The organism is Thermosporothrix sp. COM3 (genome assembly GCF_059696735.1).
Genome location: NZ_AP019376.1, coordinates 4,805,192 through 4,823,441 on the forward strand (window position 1 = coordinate 4,805,192; position 18,250 = coordinate 4,823,441).

Consider the following 18,250-nt stretch of genomic DNA (forward strand, 5'->3'; position numbering starts at 1 on the left):
TATATTCGCAGAACAGGTTCGTCTGGTTGTACTCCCAATGAAAAGAGCTCTTTCCTTTTCAGCGTACCAGATTTCAGCCAGATACATTCCATTGTAACAGCGCAATACGGCAATAGAACAGGAGGAAAAGAACAGGGACCTCCCACTTCCTGGAAGATCCCTGTATGTGTTTCGTGCTGTTAGCAGCCTGGTCCCTGTTGCAACAGCTTTGCATCACAGCAGTAGGTTGGCGGGGTAGCAGGCGGCTGCTCTACCTTGACCAGATTGTTTGAAAAGATCTCATTGTAGATGTTCGTTATCATCGGGCCAAGCGACTTACCGGCTTCGCCACCATTCTCACGAATGGCCACAATGGTAAGTGCGGGCTTCTTCTCGGGGTTATTCAAAGAGAAGGGAGCCTGCGTCATCAACCAGCTATGGGCCAGCTTATCGCCACCAAGCTCAGCCGTACCGGTTTTGGCCCCGATACCCCACGGGGAAGTAGGCAGCGCAACTCCATTTTCCAGACCGGAGCCGCAATTGACCACACCGAACATCGCTCTGCGCGTATCCATCGCTGCCTGTTTACTCACCTGGGGCCCATCCCAGGTCTGCGGAGAGAACTCTTTCAAGACCGCGCCATCATGTGTCTTGATCTTTGAAAGCAGAGCCGGGCGCATCAACTGCCCATTGTTCGCAGCAATATTATTGATCAGCTCGATCTGGAATGGCGTCACGAAGTCAACACCCTGGCCGAAGGCTCCATCAACCATTGTATTGGTATCGAGCGTGCCATCTGCCTTTGTAACCCGGCTGGTTGCAACCTTGAGGCCATCAATATCATACGAGGTGCCGACCTTAAACTTCTTGTTATACTCAAGCCACTTATCAACACCCATATCCTCGCCTAGCTTCGCGAAGAGAATATTATCCGAGTGGGCATAGCCATAATGCGTGGAGACATTAAAGTTATGGGTATAGCCCTGAATATTACTCATGGCAGGGGTAAACTGGTGATCGCCAATCACAACCGGACCAACCGTATATTTTGGCGGATAGACCCGTTCCAGTTCAGTCGTTCCCGAGTCGATCGCCGCCAGGAGTGTCATCGTCTTATAGGTTGAACCGGGAGTATACTGACCATAGAGTGGACGATAGATCAACGGCTGATCGGGGTCTTTGGTGAGCTGTTGATAGTAGGATTCATCTCCGTGAGAAAGCGTTTGCACCAGCTTATTGGGATCGTAGCTCGGGCGACTGACCATAGCCAGGACCTCACCAGTGCTTGGATCGTTGACAATGACAGCCCCACGATTGGTGGCGGCCACATTATCTGGATCGTTGACGAGCAAGGGATCATCAAAATGCTTATCAACAATACGCTGTATGCGGACATCAATCGTCAGGTAGATGTCATTTCCCATGGGCTGACGATGCAACAGCTTATTCATGTGATTATCCAGAGCGCTCATCCCGACTCGTCCCATCAGATAATCATCGAAGGTCTTCTCAAGGCCGGTCGTGAGATAGTTCGGTCCTGGATAATAACCGATCAGGCCAGCAAGTGACGGCTCATAGTAATGGCGAACATATCCGCCGCATACCTTTGGATCTGGCTTCGATTCGGCCAGCACCACCCCGTTACGATCCAGAATGCGGCCTCGCAACGGTACATTTGTGGTCAGACAGCGGCGCTGATTACGCGGATTCGCAGTCACCTTTTCGGCGGCGTACACCTGCCAGTAGACCAACCCCGCGCTCATCGCCAGAAATAGGGCGACAAAGACAAACATCAAACGGCGAATGCCAGATTTTGTGGTCATAGGTGATCCCTCGCGTCCTTACTTATGTGGTTTTTACCCTGGGTGACGCCGGCATAGTGCGGCGTTTTCTCTTTATCTATTTCTTTTCTACGCTCATTCAGGGTAGAAGGTGTGGGTTTACTCTGCTTTATAGAACGAATAAAGATGCGGTAATGCCACTGAAAAAGCAAACGTACCCGCCTATCTTCTGCGTAATAAGTCAAATTGAGACATACTTATACAGGTTACCATATACAACAGGTACCTTCTCAGCTTGAATGTATACCATTATTGCTCAGAAAGAGCAAGGAAGTAGCACAGGGAGGGGATAAGAGCAGGGGCCGGTCGGGACGCCATGCGGCGTCCCCTCCCGCTCTCAGGCGCGCGCATGCCTGAGCATTTCGTCCATACTATCGCCGCCATACTTCTCAAGTAGCGCTTCGGTCAGTACCACCGCCATCATCGCTTCACCGACAACTCCGGCTGCGGGGACAACACAGACATCGCTTCGCTCATAGCGGCTCTGATCAATATTTTCACCGCTCGCAATATCAACTGATGGCAACGGATGCGCCAGAGTGGGAATAGGCTTAACACCAACACGCACCACAATTGGCTCGCCATTCGAGATACCGCCCTCAATACCACCTGCGTTGTTCGTCAGATGATACCAGCTTCCATCTTCCCGGTGTCGCAAGACGTCATGGACATGAGAGCCAGTCGTTCGTGTGGCACCAAAGCCAGCACCAATCTCAACCCCTTTCGCAGATGGAATGCTCATCATCGCCATTGCCAGGCGAGTACTCAAGCGACGGTCCCATTGACTGAAGCTGCCCAGGCCGATGGGCACACCGAACGCCACGACCTCAAACACGCCGCCACAAGTATCACCGTGTCGCTTTGCTTCCAGAATACGCGCAATCATTTTCTCAGTCAGGGCGGCATCAGCACAACGCATTGGCGAGTTCTCTACTGCCTCCCACATCTCCTCGGGGTATGCGTCGGGCGTCATCGGGCGCGGCTCCTCATAGCCCACTTCAACCACCGAGAGCACATGACTATGGATCGTGATACCAAACTGCTGCAAGAACTGGCGGCAGAGTCCTCCCACAGCGACGCGGGCAGCCGTTTCGCGTGAGCTAGAACGCTCAATCACATTCCGAACATCGCTGTGACCATATTTGATCGCGCCCGTGAAGTCAGCATGGCCGGGACGAACACGGGTCACGGGCTCCATCTCTACATCAACCGGAGCCGGGTTCATTCGCTCTTCCCAGTTGACCCAGTCACGGTTCTCGATCTGCATGGTAATAGGAGAGCCGAGCGTCTTTCCATGTCGCACCCCGGAGAGAAAGCGCACCTCATCCTTTTCAATCTTCATACGGCCACCACGTCCATAGCCGCCCTGCCGCCGCCGCAAATCAGCATCAATCAGCACCTTTTCAACAGTCAACCCTGCGGGCAGCCCCTCCACAATAATGGTCAGGCCGGGACCATGAGACTCACCAGCAGTCAAGAATCGAAACATTGGCTTTTTTCTCCTTGTCAAATATTCCTGATAAGAGCATTCGATGAAATCACCTTATTATATCCTGTTTATTCTCCTCAATGCACCGTACCAGGATTCTTATCAAGCCTATCTTGATTGGTCACTTTGTTGTAGAATACAATGCGTCTGAGGGAAGAATGCTATTCTAACGAGCAGGCAGGCTATATAGAGTTTTCATAGATAAACAGTTTATCTTCCCATATTGATAGACGAAAAAGGGTATGGAGGCGCGTTTTCTACATAGCTAAGAATGCGCTGGAAAACCTGCTCGATAGGGAATGCCAGAATATCTGGCGCCTTCCAGCTATAATAGAGCCCATACGAAAGGAGGTCGGTCTTTTCTCCTTCCCGTCGCTCTATTCGCTCTTTAAAAGCTTGAAAAACAGCAACTTTGCTGCAAAGAATCAGACTTCCTTTTTCGTGCAAAGCGTTGCTTACACGGCCAGTAGTACATCTACACACCCTATACTCTACAGAGAGAGCGAAGAAACCACTTTACTTGTAACACAAGCAAGATTTTACAAGTATCTTTATAACATTTATTGCACTAACATATTGACAGAAAACATATGTGTATTTTACAATACATTTGACCGTTTATTTTGTGTATTTATTGACATGCATTTTCAAGTACTATGTAGGAGGCGATAATGTCCCCTGAGCCATCGTCTAGCAAAATTGGAAAATCAGTGGGGGAAAAGCTACGAGCAGCAAGGATTGCTCAGCATTTAACGCAAAGTCAACTGGCCGCGCCTGACTTCTCTGTCAGTTACATTTCTGCTATAGAGCGTGGACAAATTCATCCATCGCTCCGTGCGCTGGAGATTCTGGCACAACGGCTAGGATTGTCATCCACGCAGCTCCTGCCCGCACGCAATCAGGTCGATGATCGACTGAACGGCCCCCTGGGCATTGCAGAGCGTGATGATGATGAAATTGATCTGGCATTTCTCGAAATTCAAGTCCTCATCCGCGAACACTCCATCGAGCAGGCCCTGGAACAGCTCGGCAAGATCCCCCAGAAACGACTGAAGCGACACCAGATTCTACAGTACCAGTACCTCTACGGTTGGGCCCAACTCAGGGCAGCACACTATCAGGAAAGCGAATACGCCCTCATTGAAGCCCTACAGATCGCCAAAGAGCTGAATAATCAGTTCCTTACGCTCCGCATCCTGCATCTTCTGGCACAAACCTATCTGGGAATGCGTAACCATACACAGGCACTCCTCTCCTATCAGCGTTGCCTCCATACGCTTGAGACGTCGGAGCAGCATGATCCTTTTTTTGCCGCACAATTATATATGCAGATTGGGCAATATTATACCCAGCAGGCTCAGCACAATCTGCATAATCAACAGGAGCATCTGGAACAGGCTATTACCCACTTCTATAAAGCGCTGGAAACCTGCGACATCTACTCAACCCCGGAAACCATTCAAGCTGCATATCTGGAACAGGTTCGACATTACTGCAATATCGATGAATTGGAGCTTGCAATCCAGTATGCGTATAAATGTCGCTATCTTGCGGACGCTACCCGTCTCAAGACGCAGCGTAGTGAACTCTATCACTACCTGGGAGCAGTCACCCTGAAACAGGATGCCAGTGAGGCCCGCACCTTCCTGGATACAGCACTCCAGCAGGCCAGCAAACTACAGGAAACTGACCCGCTTGCACTGGCAAGCCTCTACACAACAAACGCCTCCTGGTACTATGCCCATCAGCAGCTCGATGAAGCCACCACCTACGCCACGAAAGCCGAAGAACTCGCCGCACCTTTTGGTGATACACTCATCAGCGCAGAGATGCATATTGTGCTCGGACGCATCTACTACGCTCGGGGAGAGGCCGAGCAGGGAGATCGCCACTTCGTCACCGGCCTGGAAATGCTTGAGAAACTGGGCCACCATGAAGAGCTCGCCGACGAAGCTGTACAATACGCACAGCTTCTTGAGGAGCATGGGAAGGCGCACGAAGCATTTACCTATTTCCGAAGGGCGTTCCAGAGCCGACAAAAGCTTGCAAAATAAGTTCGCCCTGTGACCAACCGCCATCCAGCACAATCAGTCCTTTCCTGATACAAAAGGTAGGGGCATTTCTGGTAATGCCAGTGCATGCAAGAGGGAGCAACACGCTGCAACAGGCACGATCCTTTCGTCTCAGAAATGCCCTGGTAGTTCCTCCTCGTCATGCCTCACCTTCTGATGGTATACTCCTTGCCATAGGAGGATTTATGTCGTATGTCTTCATCTGAAAAACACGAAGCACAACAGCTTACCCATCTCGATGAACAGGGTAATATTCATATGGTCGATGTGACCGACCGCCAGGAGACGCTGCGTGAGGCGATTGCGCATGCCCGTGTCCGCATGCGTCCTGAAACCGTCAAGCTGATTGCGGAGAATCAAATTGCCAAGGGGAGTGTGCTGGAAGTCGCAAAGATCGCCGGGATTATGGCCGCAAAAAAGACGCCTGACCTGATCCCGCTCTGCCATCCGCTCCCTATGACGCATATTCAACTTCACTTTGTCCTCGATAGCACAAAGGGCTGGATCTCGATTGAGGGACGAACGCGCACGACCTATAAAACCGGGGTAGATGTTGAGGCGCTCACAGCCGTAACTGTCGCTGCGCTGACCATCTATGATATGTGTAAAGGAGTCGACACGACTATCACGCTGGAACAGGCCTATATCGCACAGAAGAGCGGAGGGAAGAGCGGCACAGTCACATTCTCACCGTCCGCTCCCTGACCCTTCGCGTCTCACTCGGCCTGACGCACTTCTAAAAGCAAGAAGAGCGTCTCTAGCAAATTGTGTTCCTCAGGATCGCTCAGACGCAAACTCGTTGTGCCAAGCGTCATTGTCAGGTTTCCCTGTGCATCGACAGGTTCTTCACTGCGGATTGCCAGCGGGTTGCCCCCCTGCCAGCTCACGGGTTCAAGGAGCGATCCCAGAGGAATGGTTACAAGCAGATGCTTGCCGCACAGTTCTGGACCCAATCCCTGAAGCCGCAATTCGAGCATCTCTCCCTGTTGTTCAATCGAGCCTTCCAGGCCACGGGACTGCAAGGAGATCAGCGAGGGAACCTGATCGCGAGGCCGCCCCAATAGCTCGGTATGGCGAACGGTCTTGCGTCCACGCACGCCGCCGGGCGTTGCCAGCATTGGAGTGTATTTATATACTCCGGTATCAGCATCCTCTGACGCAGGCGCCGTTGGTCCGGAAAACAGGGTCGCAACACGCACCAGATCCTGCGTCGCCTGCCGCCGAATCGCACTCTGTTGAATCCGAGAACTGAAGCGTAGCGCCAGTTGCAAGAGCGACCGCGCCGCCTCTACCTCGTCTCGATGCTCACGACGGGCCTGCTTCAGTACCGCCTCAGCCTGACTGATCAACACCCGACAGAGATGCCCGACCATACGAGGAGGTGTATTGGTCCCCGGCTCCCGGGTAAGAATGATCTGGGTCTCCTGTGGCGCAAGCGCAAAGCTCAAAGCATCATAGAGTTCCAGATATCCTTGATGACACTCTTCACATCCGGCAAGATGATACAGTAATGAGGCATAACGCAGCGTAACCCCGGGCTCGTTCTTGAGGAGCGCTTCTATAAAATCGGGCAACTGCTGATAAAAACGCAGGTGATAATCGCTACCCATTACCATTTCTAGTTGAGATTCAAGCCGGGAATCGCTCCATGCTTTTCGTGGTTTCGGCCCTTCAGTCGGCGCGCGCGGCGGAGTATACAGAATATTTTGCAACCATTGAGCAAGCTTGACCTCACTCGGGCGGGGAGCAGGCATACCGCCGAACTGATTGATATTGCTCATACGGGTCTCCTTTTATAGGCAGATCAACTGGGAAGCAGTTCATCTGTTGCAGTCATCTCTATTTGCCGGGGCTACTCCTCGCGATAGAAGCGAGTCAAACGCTTTGCCTGAGAGGCAGTCAGGTGAACTGTCTCTTCTTCTTGCCAATCAAGCAGACCCTCGGCAGCGAGCTCTCGTAATCCAATCTTGACATCGTCAAAAGAGAGATCATCACCGACCAGTTGTTCTGTCGGGATCTGACATTCCTTTTTCTGGGATGCCATACACTCAATCAAACGTAAAGCAACAATAACCGTCAAATTGGTACTCTTTTGTTGGAGACAATGACGCAGTTTCCTATGGGCATGATCCTTATGCTGACTCAGATGAGGATTCTGCGTCGCCGCCGGAGGCTCCATATTCAGTTCAACAAAAATATCCTCTAACAGCTCATCCGCGCCTATATCGCGCAACTCCTGAACCACCGCATTCAATTGCAACGGGGCAGCACGCAATACGACAATACAATGCTTCAGCAGATCACGCAGTTCGAGCTGTGAGGCCAGATGGACTGTAATCTCTTCCGGAGTCGAAAAGGGAGCCGCCCCCCAGACGGGCTCTACAGCCTCATCTAAAGGGCTCTCATCCCCCTCATCCCCCTGAAAATATTCCAGTTCTGCGGTCGGTTGTACCCTGAGTCGACGTTTGCGCTGTCGATCAATCGCCTTATTATGAACCATTCGACTTAAGAAGGCGTAAAACTGTGCATCTGTCATACGGTCAAACACTGTTTCCGCGGTTGTATCACCACCGCCAAACAGCCCAAGACGCACTAATTGCTCAATAACATGACCAACGACGGTATCAACTTCAATTGCATCATATTGTAACGCCCCAAGAAAGCGCTGGGCATTCCGCTGGAGATAAGCGTATAAGACAGGAAAACTCTGTTCTGGATGATACCGCAGGTCGTGTGCAGTAAATGGCATGGGGGTAGGCCCTCCGTAATGCCTCAGTACATTTTTGCCGCTCGATGAATTTTTCGCTCAATTCCTGTAAGAGAGAGCTTTATGCTACGGCTGGCAGACATTCACTCTATGCATTGTACAAGGAATAGAGGGTAAGCGCAATAAAGCACAGCAAGCCAGCGGGAGAAAAAAAGATCCCCGCAAAGGCCTGCGGGGATGAACATCTCTGATACTTCGCCCGATTCAAAGCAAGGGACTCATCCTTCATCCACGTGGTGCCCTCATCTGCCAGTTTCCAGACAGCGAGAAACGCCCATGTGTCCAGAAAGCGCCTGATAGCGGCGCTCGCGCGTTCCTGGCCGCTCAACTATATGAGCATGTCACAAAGGAACATACTTTTATCCCCGCTACGAACAAAGGCTTGCTGAACCGTTACCTGTAAGTCTACCTATTCAATGTCGCCGCGCTTACCCAGGCGTTGATGTTCATACGCCTTCTTAATTGCGGACAGGCTGCGCTGCACCTCGCCACGCTCTTCAAGCAGGTTTGCATAGCGGAAGTAAGCGCTCGCCGCGATCTCATGCGCATGGGAGGCATCCAGGAGATCGAGAGCCTGCGTGAAGAACTGATCGGCTGCGTCAAAGTCGCCCCGCTGATGATAGATCTGAGCGAGCGCAATCAACGCCTGACCTTGCGTCTGGGCATCATTGCTGGAACGTGCAAACTGCAACGCCTCAGATGCCTCTTTCTCGGCCTCTTCAGTCTGACCGCGCTTCAGCAGCAGTTCAGCGAGTGATGTATGACAAAGGGAAGCCGCGATCTCGTCGCCCAGTTCGCGCTCGATCGCAATCGCCTTGCGGTACTCTGTCTCAGCACCTTCCAGATCGTTCTGTTTCTCAAGCGCTTTACCCAGCCGCTGATGGGTCAAGCCGACCATTCGCTGCTCGTCGCGCATTTCATAGATAGCGAGGCTGTGCATCGCATATTCTCGGGCCATCGCAAGCTTGCCGACAGACTTATAGTGCTGGCTGATCTCCATATACTTCTGTGCAAAGCTGCGGGTATCCCGGCTGATCTCGTCCAGAACCTCAAGTGCCTGATGATAGAACTGAATCGCGCGTTCCAGTTCACCAAGTCGGAAATAGTCGCTTGCCAGATTGCTGTATACCTCAAGTGCAAACACTGGATCGGTAATCTGACCATTTTCGATTGCTGAACTACAACGAGAATGATTCTCCATCGCGAGAGTATAGTTATAGAGCAGGAAATAGGCTTTGCCGAGCAGGTTGCGCGCACGTTCTGTATACTCGGTATCGTTCAACGCTTCTCCCTGGCTGACAGCCTGCCGCAAATCAACGACGGCTTCCTGATACTCATTGGAACCCAGATGGACCTGACCTTTGAGCAGATAGAGACGATAGGCCTGATCGGTGGTGATCCGCTCGGGCTGAATTGGCTCCAGCAGCTCTTTCGCCTGCTCATACGCTCCTTGCTGAACAAGCACATTAGCCTGAAGTAGATCGACATCAACGCGCTGATCCGGGCCGGAATCGGCAGGAGAATAACCGACAGCGCGGGCCTCAGCAGCACCGGCTGGCGAGCCTTCGAGCAGGAATGTCAGAGGAACGTCCAGACGACGAGCAAGAATTGAGAGGGCTTTGAGGGAAGGACGAATCTTACCGCGCTCAATGGCAGAGATATACGAGATTGAGAACTCAGGAGCAGCCAGTTGCGCTTGCGTCATACCAAGCTTTGTGCGAACCTCACGGATATTGTTCCCCACACGGGCTGCAACAGCCTTCCCGACATTAGCAGTTTCAAGGGACGGCATGAATGTTTCCTTTCAGCACACAGATAATATGAAAAGGCACGCTAAACCAATTGCGAGAGCATTCGCCGTTACCACTATCTAAGCAATTCCCACTGGTGAGGTAATCGTTTTTCCTGTAAAAATGTTGTATCCCACCTGTAAATTACCCTTGCGATTTACAGCGGGATAATCTCACAAGATAGGAACTCGCTAGATAACGTTTTTATATCACGTAGTCTATCATACTCACATGATTCTAGTCAACCCATATTGTACTTCTCTCATAGTTTTATTATAAAATCTTGCTCATAGGTAAATCAGATTCTAATAAAATTTTTTTGAGTAAAAAACCAGCCCTTTTTGCATTCATATTGTTGCTTCCTGGTTGTATCTTTGCGATCAAGTTTCAATACACCATTCGCAAGGTTTCTATCTCAACTCATACCACAATAGTTCATTCTGTAATAGAACGGTCCCCTCGCTCCCGGCCTGACGAAAACATCCTACTACCTGTATCACTCATTGTATGTTACACTCTATACGGACGCAGCAATGAAAGGCATCGTTCACGCACAATCCAGATCAGTTCTTTGTACGATAAGCTGAATGACTGCAATTCTTTCTCTCTTATTTGTGAGTCGAAAAGGGCCGTCCTCACTCACAATACGACGCAGTATATCACAAGGAAGTACAGTCTTTTATCCGTATCGAGAAAGGCTACGAGATGGACACTATTCCTAAACTTTTTTATCACACCGTTGACACTTTCGCTCAACGACCAGCCCTTATCGAGCCAGTTGAAGCCAATGCCATTCGCCGACTCTCTTTCCACATGCTCAAAGAAAAAGTCCAGCAATTCGCTGGCTATTTACAGCAAGAGCAGGTTCAACCCGGCGAACGCATTATGATCTGGTCGGCCAGCCGCATTGATTGGTTAATCGCGTATTTCAGTTCTCTCCTGGTCGGCATGACCGTCGTCCCACTGGATGTCAACAGCAGAGAGGATTTTTTCCAGCGCGTTGCCCGAGCGACCGAGCCCAGATTCGTTGTCACCACCCGGAAACAATACCAGAGCCTGATAGATCCCACCGTCCCTCTCATTGACATTGACGCCCTTCCCGCTGCTCCCTTTGACCGCGATGCTCTGCCTGAAATGCAGCCGGATGATCTGGCCGAACTCGTCTTTACATCGGGCACCACAGGTCAGCCAAAGGGTGTCATGCTCAGTCACAAAAACATTGTCTCCAATGCGCTTGCTGCGCTTCAAGTAGTCCATATCCAGGCCGATGATCGCGCTCTCTCGATTCTCCCGCTTTCACACATGTTTGAACTGACAATCGACCTGGCTATTCTGTCGAAAGGAGCGAGTATCGTCTATGCTCGGTCCCTCTCGCCCGATACAATTCTACGACTCTTCGGTACGGAACATGCTACATTAATGGTTCTGGTTCCTCAGGCACTTCAACTATTTATGAATGGTATTGAACGCGAGGTACGCAAGCAGAAGAAAGAAAAAGCGTTCGAGCTGCTTCACCGTGTCGCTGCCCTGCTTCCTTTTGCGCTGCGTCGCTATCTCTTCGGCATGGTGCACAAGCGCTTTGGCGGCCACTTCCGCTTCTTTGTCAGTGGTGGCGCGTATCTTCCTCCGGCCCTCGGGAGGCGGTGGGAGAATATGGGCTTCCGCGTCTTGCAGGGCTACGGCACAACCGAGTGTTCACCCGTTGTCAGCGTCAATCCAATGAACAGCCACAATCTTGAGTCGGTCGGCCCCCCGCTTCCCGGCGTTGAAGTGCGCATCGCCGATGATGGCGAGATTCAGGTGCGCGGGGACAATGTCACCAGTGGCTACTGGCAAAACCCTGAAGCAACCGAACTCGCTTTTCAGGACGGCTGGTATTGCACCGGCGATCTGGGCTATTTCGACGACAAGGGCGACCTGTATATCAAGGGGCGCAAGAAAAACCTGATCGTCCTTGCAAACGGACTGAATGTCTATCCCGAAGACATCGAAAATATGCTGCATGAGTACACCGAATTGAAAGATGCGGTCGTTGTCGGTCTGGAAGCCGAGGGCAAGAATCCCGAGGTTCATGCAGTCATTCTGATGGATCCGCCCGACCAGGCCAAAGCGAAAGCCGTCATTCAGCAGGTCAATAAAAAGCTTGCGTCCCATCAGCAGATCAAGGGCTTTACGATCTGGCCCGAAGCGGATTTCCCGCGTACCCATACCTTAAAAGTAAAGCGTCAGGATCTGCAAGCACAACTCGAATCTTTGCGGAAGGAACAAAAATACGCCTGATATGCTGTATCTGGTTGCTACTCCTATTGGAAATCTGAACGATATCTCGCTGCGGGCTCTGGAAACGTTGCGCTCCGTCGATATTATCGCGAGCGAGGATACCAGAAAAACTGGCCTGCTGCTCAAACATTTTGATATTCAGAAACCACAGCTCTCTTTTCATGAGCATAATGAGGAACGCGCAGGCCAGCGGATCGAAGAACTGCTCAAAGAGGGAAAGTCTGTCGCGGTGGTTTCTGATGCAGGGACGCCGGGTATCTCTGATCCCGGCTTCACTCTGGTTCGGCGGGCCGTGAATGCCGGGCTGGATGTCACCATGATTCCCGGCCCGACCGGCTGTATTATGGCGCTTGTCCTCTCAGGTCTGCCTGTACACAGCTTTACCTTTCGCGGCTTCCCTCCTCGCAAAACGGTCGGACGCCGCAAGTTTCTGGAAATTGATAAGGATTCGCCCCACACACTGATCTTCTATGAAAGTCCATATCGGCTCGCCGACTTCTTACGTGATGCGCTGGAAGTCTATGGTGATCGTCCCGCCGCCGTCGCAAATGACCTGACTAAGATGTTCGAGAAGGTCGAGCGTGGCACCCTCTCAACGCTCCTTGCGTCGATCGAGCAGAGTAAACTGAAAGGCGAGTACGTTGTAGTAATCGCAGGCAAAGACAAAAAGGACCGTAATACTGAGGAACAATGAGTAGCCCGAGCGGGCTACTCGATCCCGGTTTCAGGGTGCAAAAAAGTATAGACTGGCAGGTAGGAGAAAGAGAGCGAGGCCAGGCGAGGCACCGGTGAGGGAGGCGGCACATCCCAGTACACAGGACAGAGAAAATCCTGTCGCAGCTCACTCTGCTTACGCAGGGCAAGCTCCCATTCCTTTGTGAGGAAATCCGATTGTGCCGCATAGGACGACCAGAAGAGTTGAAACAGGTCCGCTTCGGCAATCTTGTGCTCTAGCTCGGGTGTGATTGCACGTCTACGGCGTACTGCCTCCACTTCCAGAGGGAAAGCAAAATGAAGCGCCTGAGCCGTTTCCAGACAGGCCCGGGCAATCATGGTATCATTGAAACTATATGCCGGGTACACCTTCCGGGCAATCCGGGTTGTCACACGCTCCAGTGGTACATGAGACGTACGCTGCTGTGTCGCCTCAAGACAGAAGGATGTCATCTTCAGGCGGGCAACCAGTAACGGCCCAATATAGATTGAGAGTGTACATGGAACTCTGCTGCCAACCCACTGCTGCTTTACAGCGAAGCTAAACGATGAACAGTGGACCCCCTCAATCCCCTTAAATGTCAGGCGCTTCGGACTGAAGTGGATCCCTTCTCCTTCTGGCACCAGGGTAATATTGCTTGTCTGAAGCAGCGCCGGCAAGCCTGCCGTTGCCAGTGGAAAGCGCCGCCGCTCAATCTGAAAACGCTCGATCTCCTGAAACACATACTCGCGGAAAGCTTCAAGATAGCTATAGATCAGCAGCGTCTCCCAGGTCGCCGCGCTTAGTTCCCGGGGGTACACCGCAGTGAAGAAGAGCTCAGCAGGGCTGGCACTTACTTCCCGAGGTGTCGTCTTGCGTGTCCCGGCGAAAATCTCTTCGGGCACCTGTTGAATAACCGTTGGCAAATCCTCAATGCGCTTTGGCTGTTCAAATTGAAGCTCATGGCTGCCAATCCGAATAAGCATGCCATCCTGAAGGGTATAGGACCGATGCGGGATCAGCTTTTTTCCATTGATAAATGTACCGTTTAAACTTCCTTCATCAGTCAGCAGATAGCGCTCTCCCTCACGGGCCAGCATGGCATGATGACGGGAGGCGACCTTGTCCCCGGTCAGGGCAATCATGTTTTTCGAGGAACGCCCAATAGAGGTTAACCGATGGAGCAACACATGTTCCTGAAGTACCTGCCCCTCCAGCTTCACCAGCAGCCGCGCAGGAAGTGGCTCCGGCTCAGGAGGTGGCACCGGGATCACGCGCTCCGTTTCAGCCTCCTGAGGTGACTCTTCACGCAGACGATAGCCACACATCATACAGAAAACATCGTCCGGTCGCACCCAGGCGCCACACCTCGGACAATGCGGGCCTTCAACGGGAAGTGGTGCGGAGGAATGCAATTGAAGCGGCTCAGCAGCGACTGGCACCGAACCAGAGGCAAGCTGCTCGCCCCCGGAAAAAGCCGGAACCGGCGTCTCCCTGTCTCTTTTCTGCACTATGTAGAGCAAGAAAGCGAGTATCGGGATCAGCACAATCAACAGAAGCACGGCCAGAAGCAGAATCATCTCAACCGTTAACGGCGGAAACACCTGTAGAAGCAATGTCCCCATGCTGCTCACCTCTTTCCAGCAGGGATAACCAATGGTAGCTGTATAGTTCCGCTGAAAGAAGCATAACAGAAAGCAGAAAAGAATACAAGATTTCAAATCAGCAAATTGCAGGAAAGAGGTTTCGCTTTTGTTCAATCAGCAGCATTTTATTGCAGCGGGATAAGAGGCAGCAAAAGAAAGAAAAAGGCCCACAGCACAGAGGCCATGAGCCTTGTCGGGACAGTTGCGTTACAGTCCCATAACCTGAATCAATTCTTTGACGGCGTCAGCGGACTTCTCCAATGCATTCCGCTCTTCCGGCGTCAATTCGATCTCAATGACCTTCTCTATTCCTTTTGCGCCTAGCTGTGCAGGCACACCAACGAAGATGTCATTGAAGCCGTACTCTCCCTGCAAAGAGACCGCACAGGGCATAATCATCTTCTTATCCAGCAGGATCGAATCGACCATCTGTAACACAGAAGCCGACGGCGCAAAGTATGCGCTCCCGGTCTTGAGCAGCTTGACGATCTCAGCGCCGCCGTCACGGGTTCGCTGCACAATCTGCTCGATCCTGTCTGCCGGAATCAATTGCGAAATAGGGATACCGGCAACGGTACACATGCGGGCCAGCGGCACCATTGTATCCCCGTGCCCTCCAAGCACATACGCCTGAACATCGCGGACAGAAGCGCCAACTTCCTGCGCAATGAACGTGCGGAAGCGGGCGGTATCCAGCACACCGGCCATGCCAATTACACGCTCACGCGGGAAACCGCTGACCTTCAGGGCAACCTGCGCCATCGCATCGAGCGGGTTCGTCACTACAATAATGATACAATTGGGCGAGTGCTTCACCACCTGCTCTGTCACCTGCGCAACGATTTCCTGATTCTTCTTCACCAGATCATCGCGGCTCATGCCAGGCTTACGCGGAAAACCCGAAGTGATCACAACGATATCGGAATTCGCGGTATCGGCATAATCATTTGTACCGATAACCAGCGAGTCATAGCCAAGAACAGGGCCCGCCTCCAGAATATCAAGCGCTTTTCCTTGAGGCATATCGGGAACAATGTCAAACATAACTACATCGGCGTAGTCACGTTCCGCCAAGCGTTGAGCCAGGGTACTCCCCACAAAACCGGCTCCGATAACAGACACTTTACTTCGCATTGACGTATTCCTTTCGACGTTGAAAAATAGATAGCCATTCACTTCTGGAAAAGAACCAGAGGCGAATAGCATCGTACATGCATTCTTATTTGCTATACGTATTGTATGCCCTGAAAGGGAGACATGGCAATTGTCTATACCTCTCTTCCTTCTTTCTTCCCTCAACAAGAAACGCCATTCCCCGCGCGCAAGCTCACCTGTAGTCTTGACATCCTCTCTTGCGTTCCTGTTAACGGATTTGCTCCACATCGTGCAAAAATTCCTGCGTCTGTAATACCTCCAATGAACAGAGCGGACATTGCGCCACATGGGAAGCAATCGCCTCACTCTCCGCGCCAGAGAGCAGGCCAGCACAGAAGAAGCCAAGTTGCAGGCTTGAGGGACACTGTGAACGATACAACCGACTCAAAAGCTTAAAGTGCAGTTCCTCATACTGTGCCAGCGTACTCTGACAGAGCGGACAATGTGCAACATGGCGTGCCACATTAGCAGGGAGAGGTGTACCGTCAAGCACAACTTCCATTAATCTCTCATTCTGAAAACAATTGTGCAGGTTTGTACATTCTGTCACTTCAACTTACCTCAACATATTGTTTCTCTTTTCATTCCGCTTCTCTATCTCTATTACTTCTCACGTTCTATACCAATAAACGGTACACCCTGCCTGAAGTAGAGGGCTACATCTGTCTATCGGCAACCTCGCCACCACCATGATACTCTAGCTATACACATATTACGTTTTGCAACAAGAAGACAGTTCAACTCCCTGTTCGCTTTCTCCCCGGGCAACAGAGAGCTATTTCCGCCTCTTTTCTGTGAGCGCAAAAAAAGATGGGGAAAAGGGGTTGACAAACGGCAGAGAAAAAGGTATTATACTTCTCGCAACGAGGAAGAAACGTTGCGAAGGGAAAATTGGGGTGTCGTTCAACGGTAGGACGGCTGACTCTGGATCAGTTAATCGGGGTTCGAATCCCTGCACCCCAGCCACAAAGAGGAAGAGTGTTACTCTTCCTCTTTTTTTATTGCTCTCCTCACAGCCATAAATATACATGTTTCTGTAGCATGAAACGTTATAGTATATTTTGGTACACCACTCATCGTTTTGAGCAGAAATACAACTCTTTTTGCTACAATGACTAAGAAACACCTGGCTTCTTTTTGCCTGTGCTACCACTTTCCAGTAAAGGTAGAACAAACGGTTGGCGGCGTGGTTTGGGTAGAGGAACATATGTTATTACCGCTTGCACGAAAACGTGTTGAGGCGAGCAAGCCCTTTCGACTATATTTTGCTTCCTGGCCTGTCTTGCTCTCTTTCGGCTCAACACTGATCAGTGGCTATATCTCTTTTCGTATCATTCAGTATCTGGGCTTTGAGGACTTCGGCACCTACATTGTATTACAGTGGCTTGCCACGCTGATACTTCCCCTGGTAAGTATTGGCTCCTCGGCCCTGACAAGCCGGGCGCTGGCCGAGTTGCAAAGCCGCGAAACTCCGCGCATTGCTGCCGGTATTTTTTACCTGCTCTGGTCCCGGCAATCACGCGCCGCATTGCGCTTTATCATGCTGATCGTGCTTGGTGTCTATCCCCTGGCGCTACTCCTTCATCTTCCGTGGCACCTGCTGTTCCTGGCAAACCTGGCAACGCTTCCCATGCTCTTTAACAGCATTGCAGGCATCGCGCTTTCCAGCCAGCGCCGCCGCGATCTGCTGACGCTGCTTCAGCTCTTCAATGCGCTGCTGACGCTCTTTCTCTTGCTCTGGATCGAGCAACTTCAGGAGCAGAAGCTTCTTTTCCTGTTCCTCATCAATGTGATCGCGGGAGCGCTTACGCTCGCGGTTGCGATCTACTGTGTGACCCAGTTACTCCCGCTGGACCATCCGATGCGCCCGGGGATCTTTCTGCGCGAACGGCTACTCAAGCACTGCTATAGCTCCCTGAAAGAGTTTGTACCGGATAGTATCATCTGGCAAAATGGCGAATATTTCTTTCTCCTCTTCTGGCAGCCACACTCGGCCATCGGGATCTATGCACTCAGCGTCTCGCTCAGTACCTGGATCATGCGGGCCGTCCCACACCTCTTTTCGCTTGTCCTCTATCCTTTCCTGACGCGTTCCCTCAGACGCGCTGCACGGCCACAGGATATGTTTCTACGCCATTCCTGTTATCTGGCACTTGTAGCCATTCCGCTCTTTTTTCTTGCTGCTCTTCTCGTACCCATCATCGTTGAGTTCCTTTTTGGGCCCCAGGTGTACCCGTTTGTCCTGCCTTTCTATATTCAGCTTCTGGCGAGCGCCGTCGGCTGCGTTGCCACCGTCAGCTACACCTACCTCGCCTCTCTGCCTCAGCGAAACTATCTCTTGCGCCTGAACTGGTGTGCAGCGCTGCTCAAGCTCGTGCTGGCCGGTCTCCTGATTCAGGTCAGTGGCACGCTCGGCGCCGCGCTGGCCTGTAGCTGTGTGCAAATTTTCGCGGCGGGCGGCGCTATCTGGCTCTGTCATCATGCCTTGAAATGCTCAAATGTTGATGAGCTCCCTCCGGGACTGCATGTATAAGAGA

Annotated in this window: 13 protein-coding genes and 1 tRNA gene; 6 read left to right on the forward strand and 8 right to left on the reverse strand. The window is 51.7% G+C overall.

The genetic code is table 11. The features are described from left to right. Positions 1-179 precede the first annotated feature (179 nt). On the reverse strand, positions 180-1,802 hold the full coding sequence (locus tag KTH_RS20350) for a penicillin-binding transpeptidase domain-containing protein (protein WP_111326738.1): 1,623 nt from the start codon (positions 1,800-1,802) through the stop codon (positions 180-182). Positions 1,803-2,157: 355 nt separating this feature from the next. Further along, positions 2,158-3,309, reverse strand: coding sequence for a chorismate synthase (aroC, locus tag KTH_RS20355; RefSeq protein ID WP_111326740.1), 1,152 nt, complete (start codon positions 3,307-3,309; stop codon positions 2,158-2,160). A 671-nt stretch (positions 3,310-3,980) separates the two neighbouring features. On the opposite strand from aroC, the gene KTH_RS20360 reads away from it, so the two are divergent. Next, on the forward strand, positions 3,981-5,363 hold the full coding sequence (locus tag KTH_RS20360; protein WP_497620768.1) for a helix-turn-helix domain-containing protein: 1,383 nt from the start codon (positions 3,981-3,983) through the stop codon (positions 5,361-5,363). A 210-nt stretch (positions 5,364-5,573) separates the two neighbouring features. Then, a complete protein-coding gene (gene moaC / locus KTH_RS20365; RefSeq protein WP_137686123.1) occupies positions 5,574-6,086 on the forward strand; it encodes a cyclic pyranopterin monophosphate synthase MoaC in 513 nt (170 codons plus the stop codon). 11 nt (positions 6,087-6,097) lie between these two features. Here the strand turns inward: moaC and KTH_RS20370 are convergent, their stop codons facing one another. The 3 genes from KTH_RS20370 to KTH_RS20380 form a co-directional block, all read right to left on the reverse strand. Beyond that, complete coding sequence (locus KTH_RS20370; protein ID WP_497620770.1) at positions 6,098-7,162, reverse strand: hypothetical protein; 1,065 nt, start codon at positions 7,160-7,162, stop codon at positions 6,098-6,100. Positions 7,163-7,233: 71 nt separating this feature from the next. Further along, complete coding sequence (locus tag KTH_RS20375) at positions 7,234-8,130, reverse strand: hypothetical protein (protein ID WP_497620772.1); 897 nt, start codon at positions 8,128-8,130, stop codon at positions 7,234-7,236. A gap of 427 nt (positions 8,131-8,557) precedes the next feature. After that, a complete protein-coding gene (locus KTH_RS20380; protein WP_111326058.1) occupies positions 8,558-9,940 on the reverse strand; it encodes a helix-turn-helix domain-containing protein in 1,383 nt (460 codons plus the stop codon). A 703-nt stretch (positions 9,941-10,643) separates the two neighbouring features. Here KTH_RS20380 and KTH_RS20385 point away from each other — a divergent pair. Together KTH_RS20385 and rsmI are read left to right on the forward strand one after the other, a co-directional pair. Further along, positions 10,644-12,218, forward strand: a complete 1,575-nt coding sequence (locus tag KTH_RS20385) for an AMP-dependent synthetase/ligase (RefSeq protein ID WP_497620774.1) — start codon at positions 10,644-10,646, stop codon at positions 12,216-12,218. Between the two features lies 1 nt (position 12,219). After that, on the forward strand, positions 12,220-12,912 hold the full coding sequence (rsmI, locus tag KTH_RS20390) for a 16S rRNA (cytidine(1402)-2'-O)-methyltransferase (protein WP_497620776.1): 693 nt from the start codon (positions 12,220-12,222) through the stop codon (positions 12,910-12,912). Positions 12,913-12,926: 14 nt separating this feature from the next. Here the strand turns inward: rsmI and KTH_RS20395 are convergent, their stop codons facing one another. The 3 genes from KTH_RS20395 to KTH_RS20405 form a co-directional block, all read right to left on the reverse strand. Further along, on the reverse strand, positions 12,927-14,537 hold the full coding sequence (locus tag KTH_RS20395) for an FHA domain-containing protein (RefSeq protein ID WP_497620777.1): 1,611 nt from the start codon (positions 14,535-14,537) through the stop codon (positions 12,927-12,929). A 228-nt stretch (positions 14,538-14,765) separates the two neighbouring features. Then, on the reverse strand, positions 14,766-15,692 hold the full coding sequence (gene mdh, locus KTH_RS20400) for a malate dehydrogenase (RefSeq protein WP_497620779.1): 927 nt from the start codon (positions 15,690-15,692) through the stop codon (positions 14,766-14,768). Positions 15,693-15,921: 229 nt separating this feature from the next. After that, positions 15,922-16,215, reverse strand: coding sequence for a hypothetical protein (locus tag KTH_RS20405; protein WP_111326053.1), 294 nt, complete (start codon positions 16,213-16,215; stop codon positions 15,922-15,924). A 390-nt stretch (positions 16,216-16,605) separates the two neighbouring features. On the opposite strand from KTH_RS20405, the gene KTH_RS20410 reads away from it, so the two are divergent. Together KTH_RS20410 and KTH_RS20415 are read left to right on the forward strand one after the other, a co-directional pair. After that, positions 16,606-16,679 (forward strand) — tRNA-Gln (locus KTH_RS20410). A 145-nt stretch (positions 16,680-16,824) separates the two neighbouring features. Further along, positions 16,825-18,246 carry a lipopolysaccharide biosynthesis protein gene (locus KTH_RS20415; RefSeq protein WP_497620782.1) on the forward strand — a complete coding sequence of 474 codons (1,422 nt, stop codon included), beginning with the start codon at positions 16,825-16,827 and terminating at the stop codon, positions 18,244-18,246. Positions 18,247-18,250: the final 4 nt, after the last annotated feature.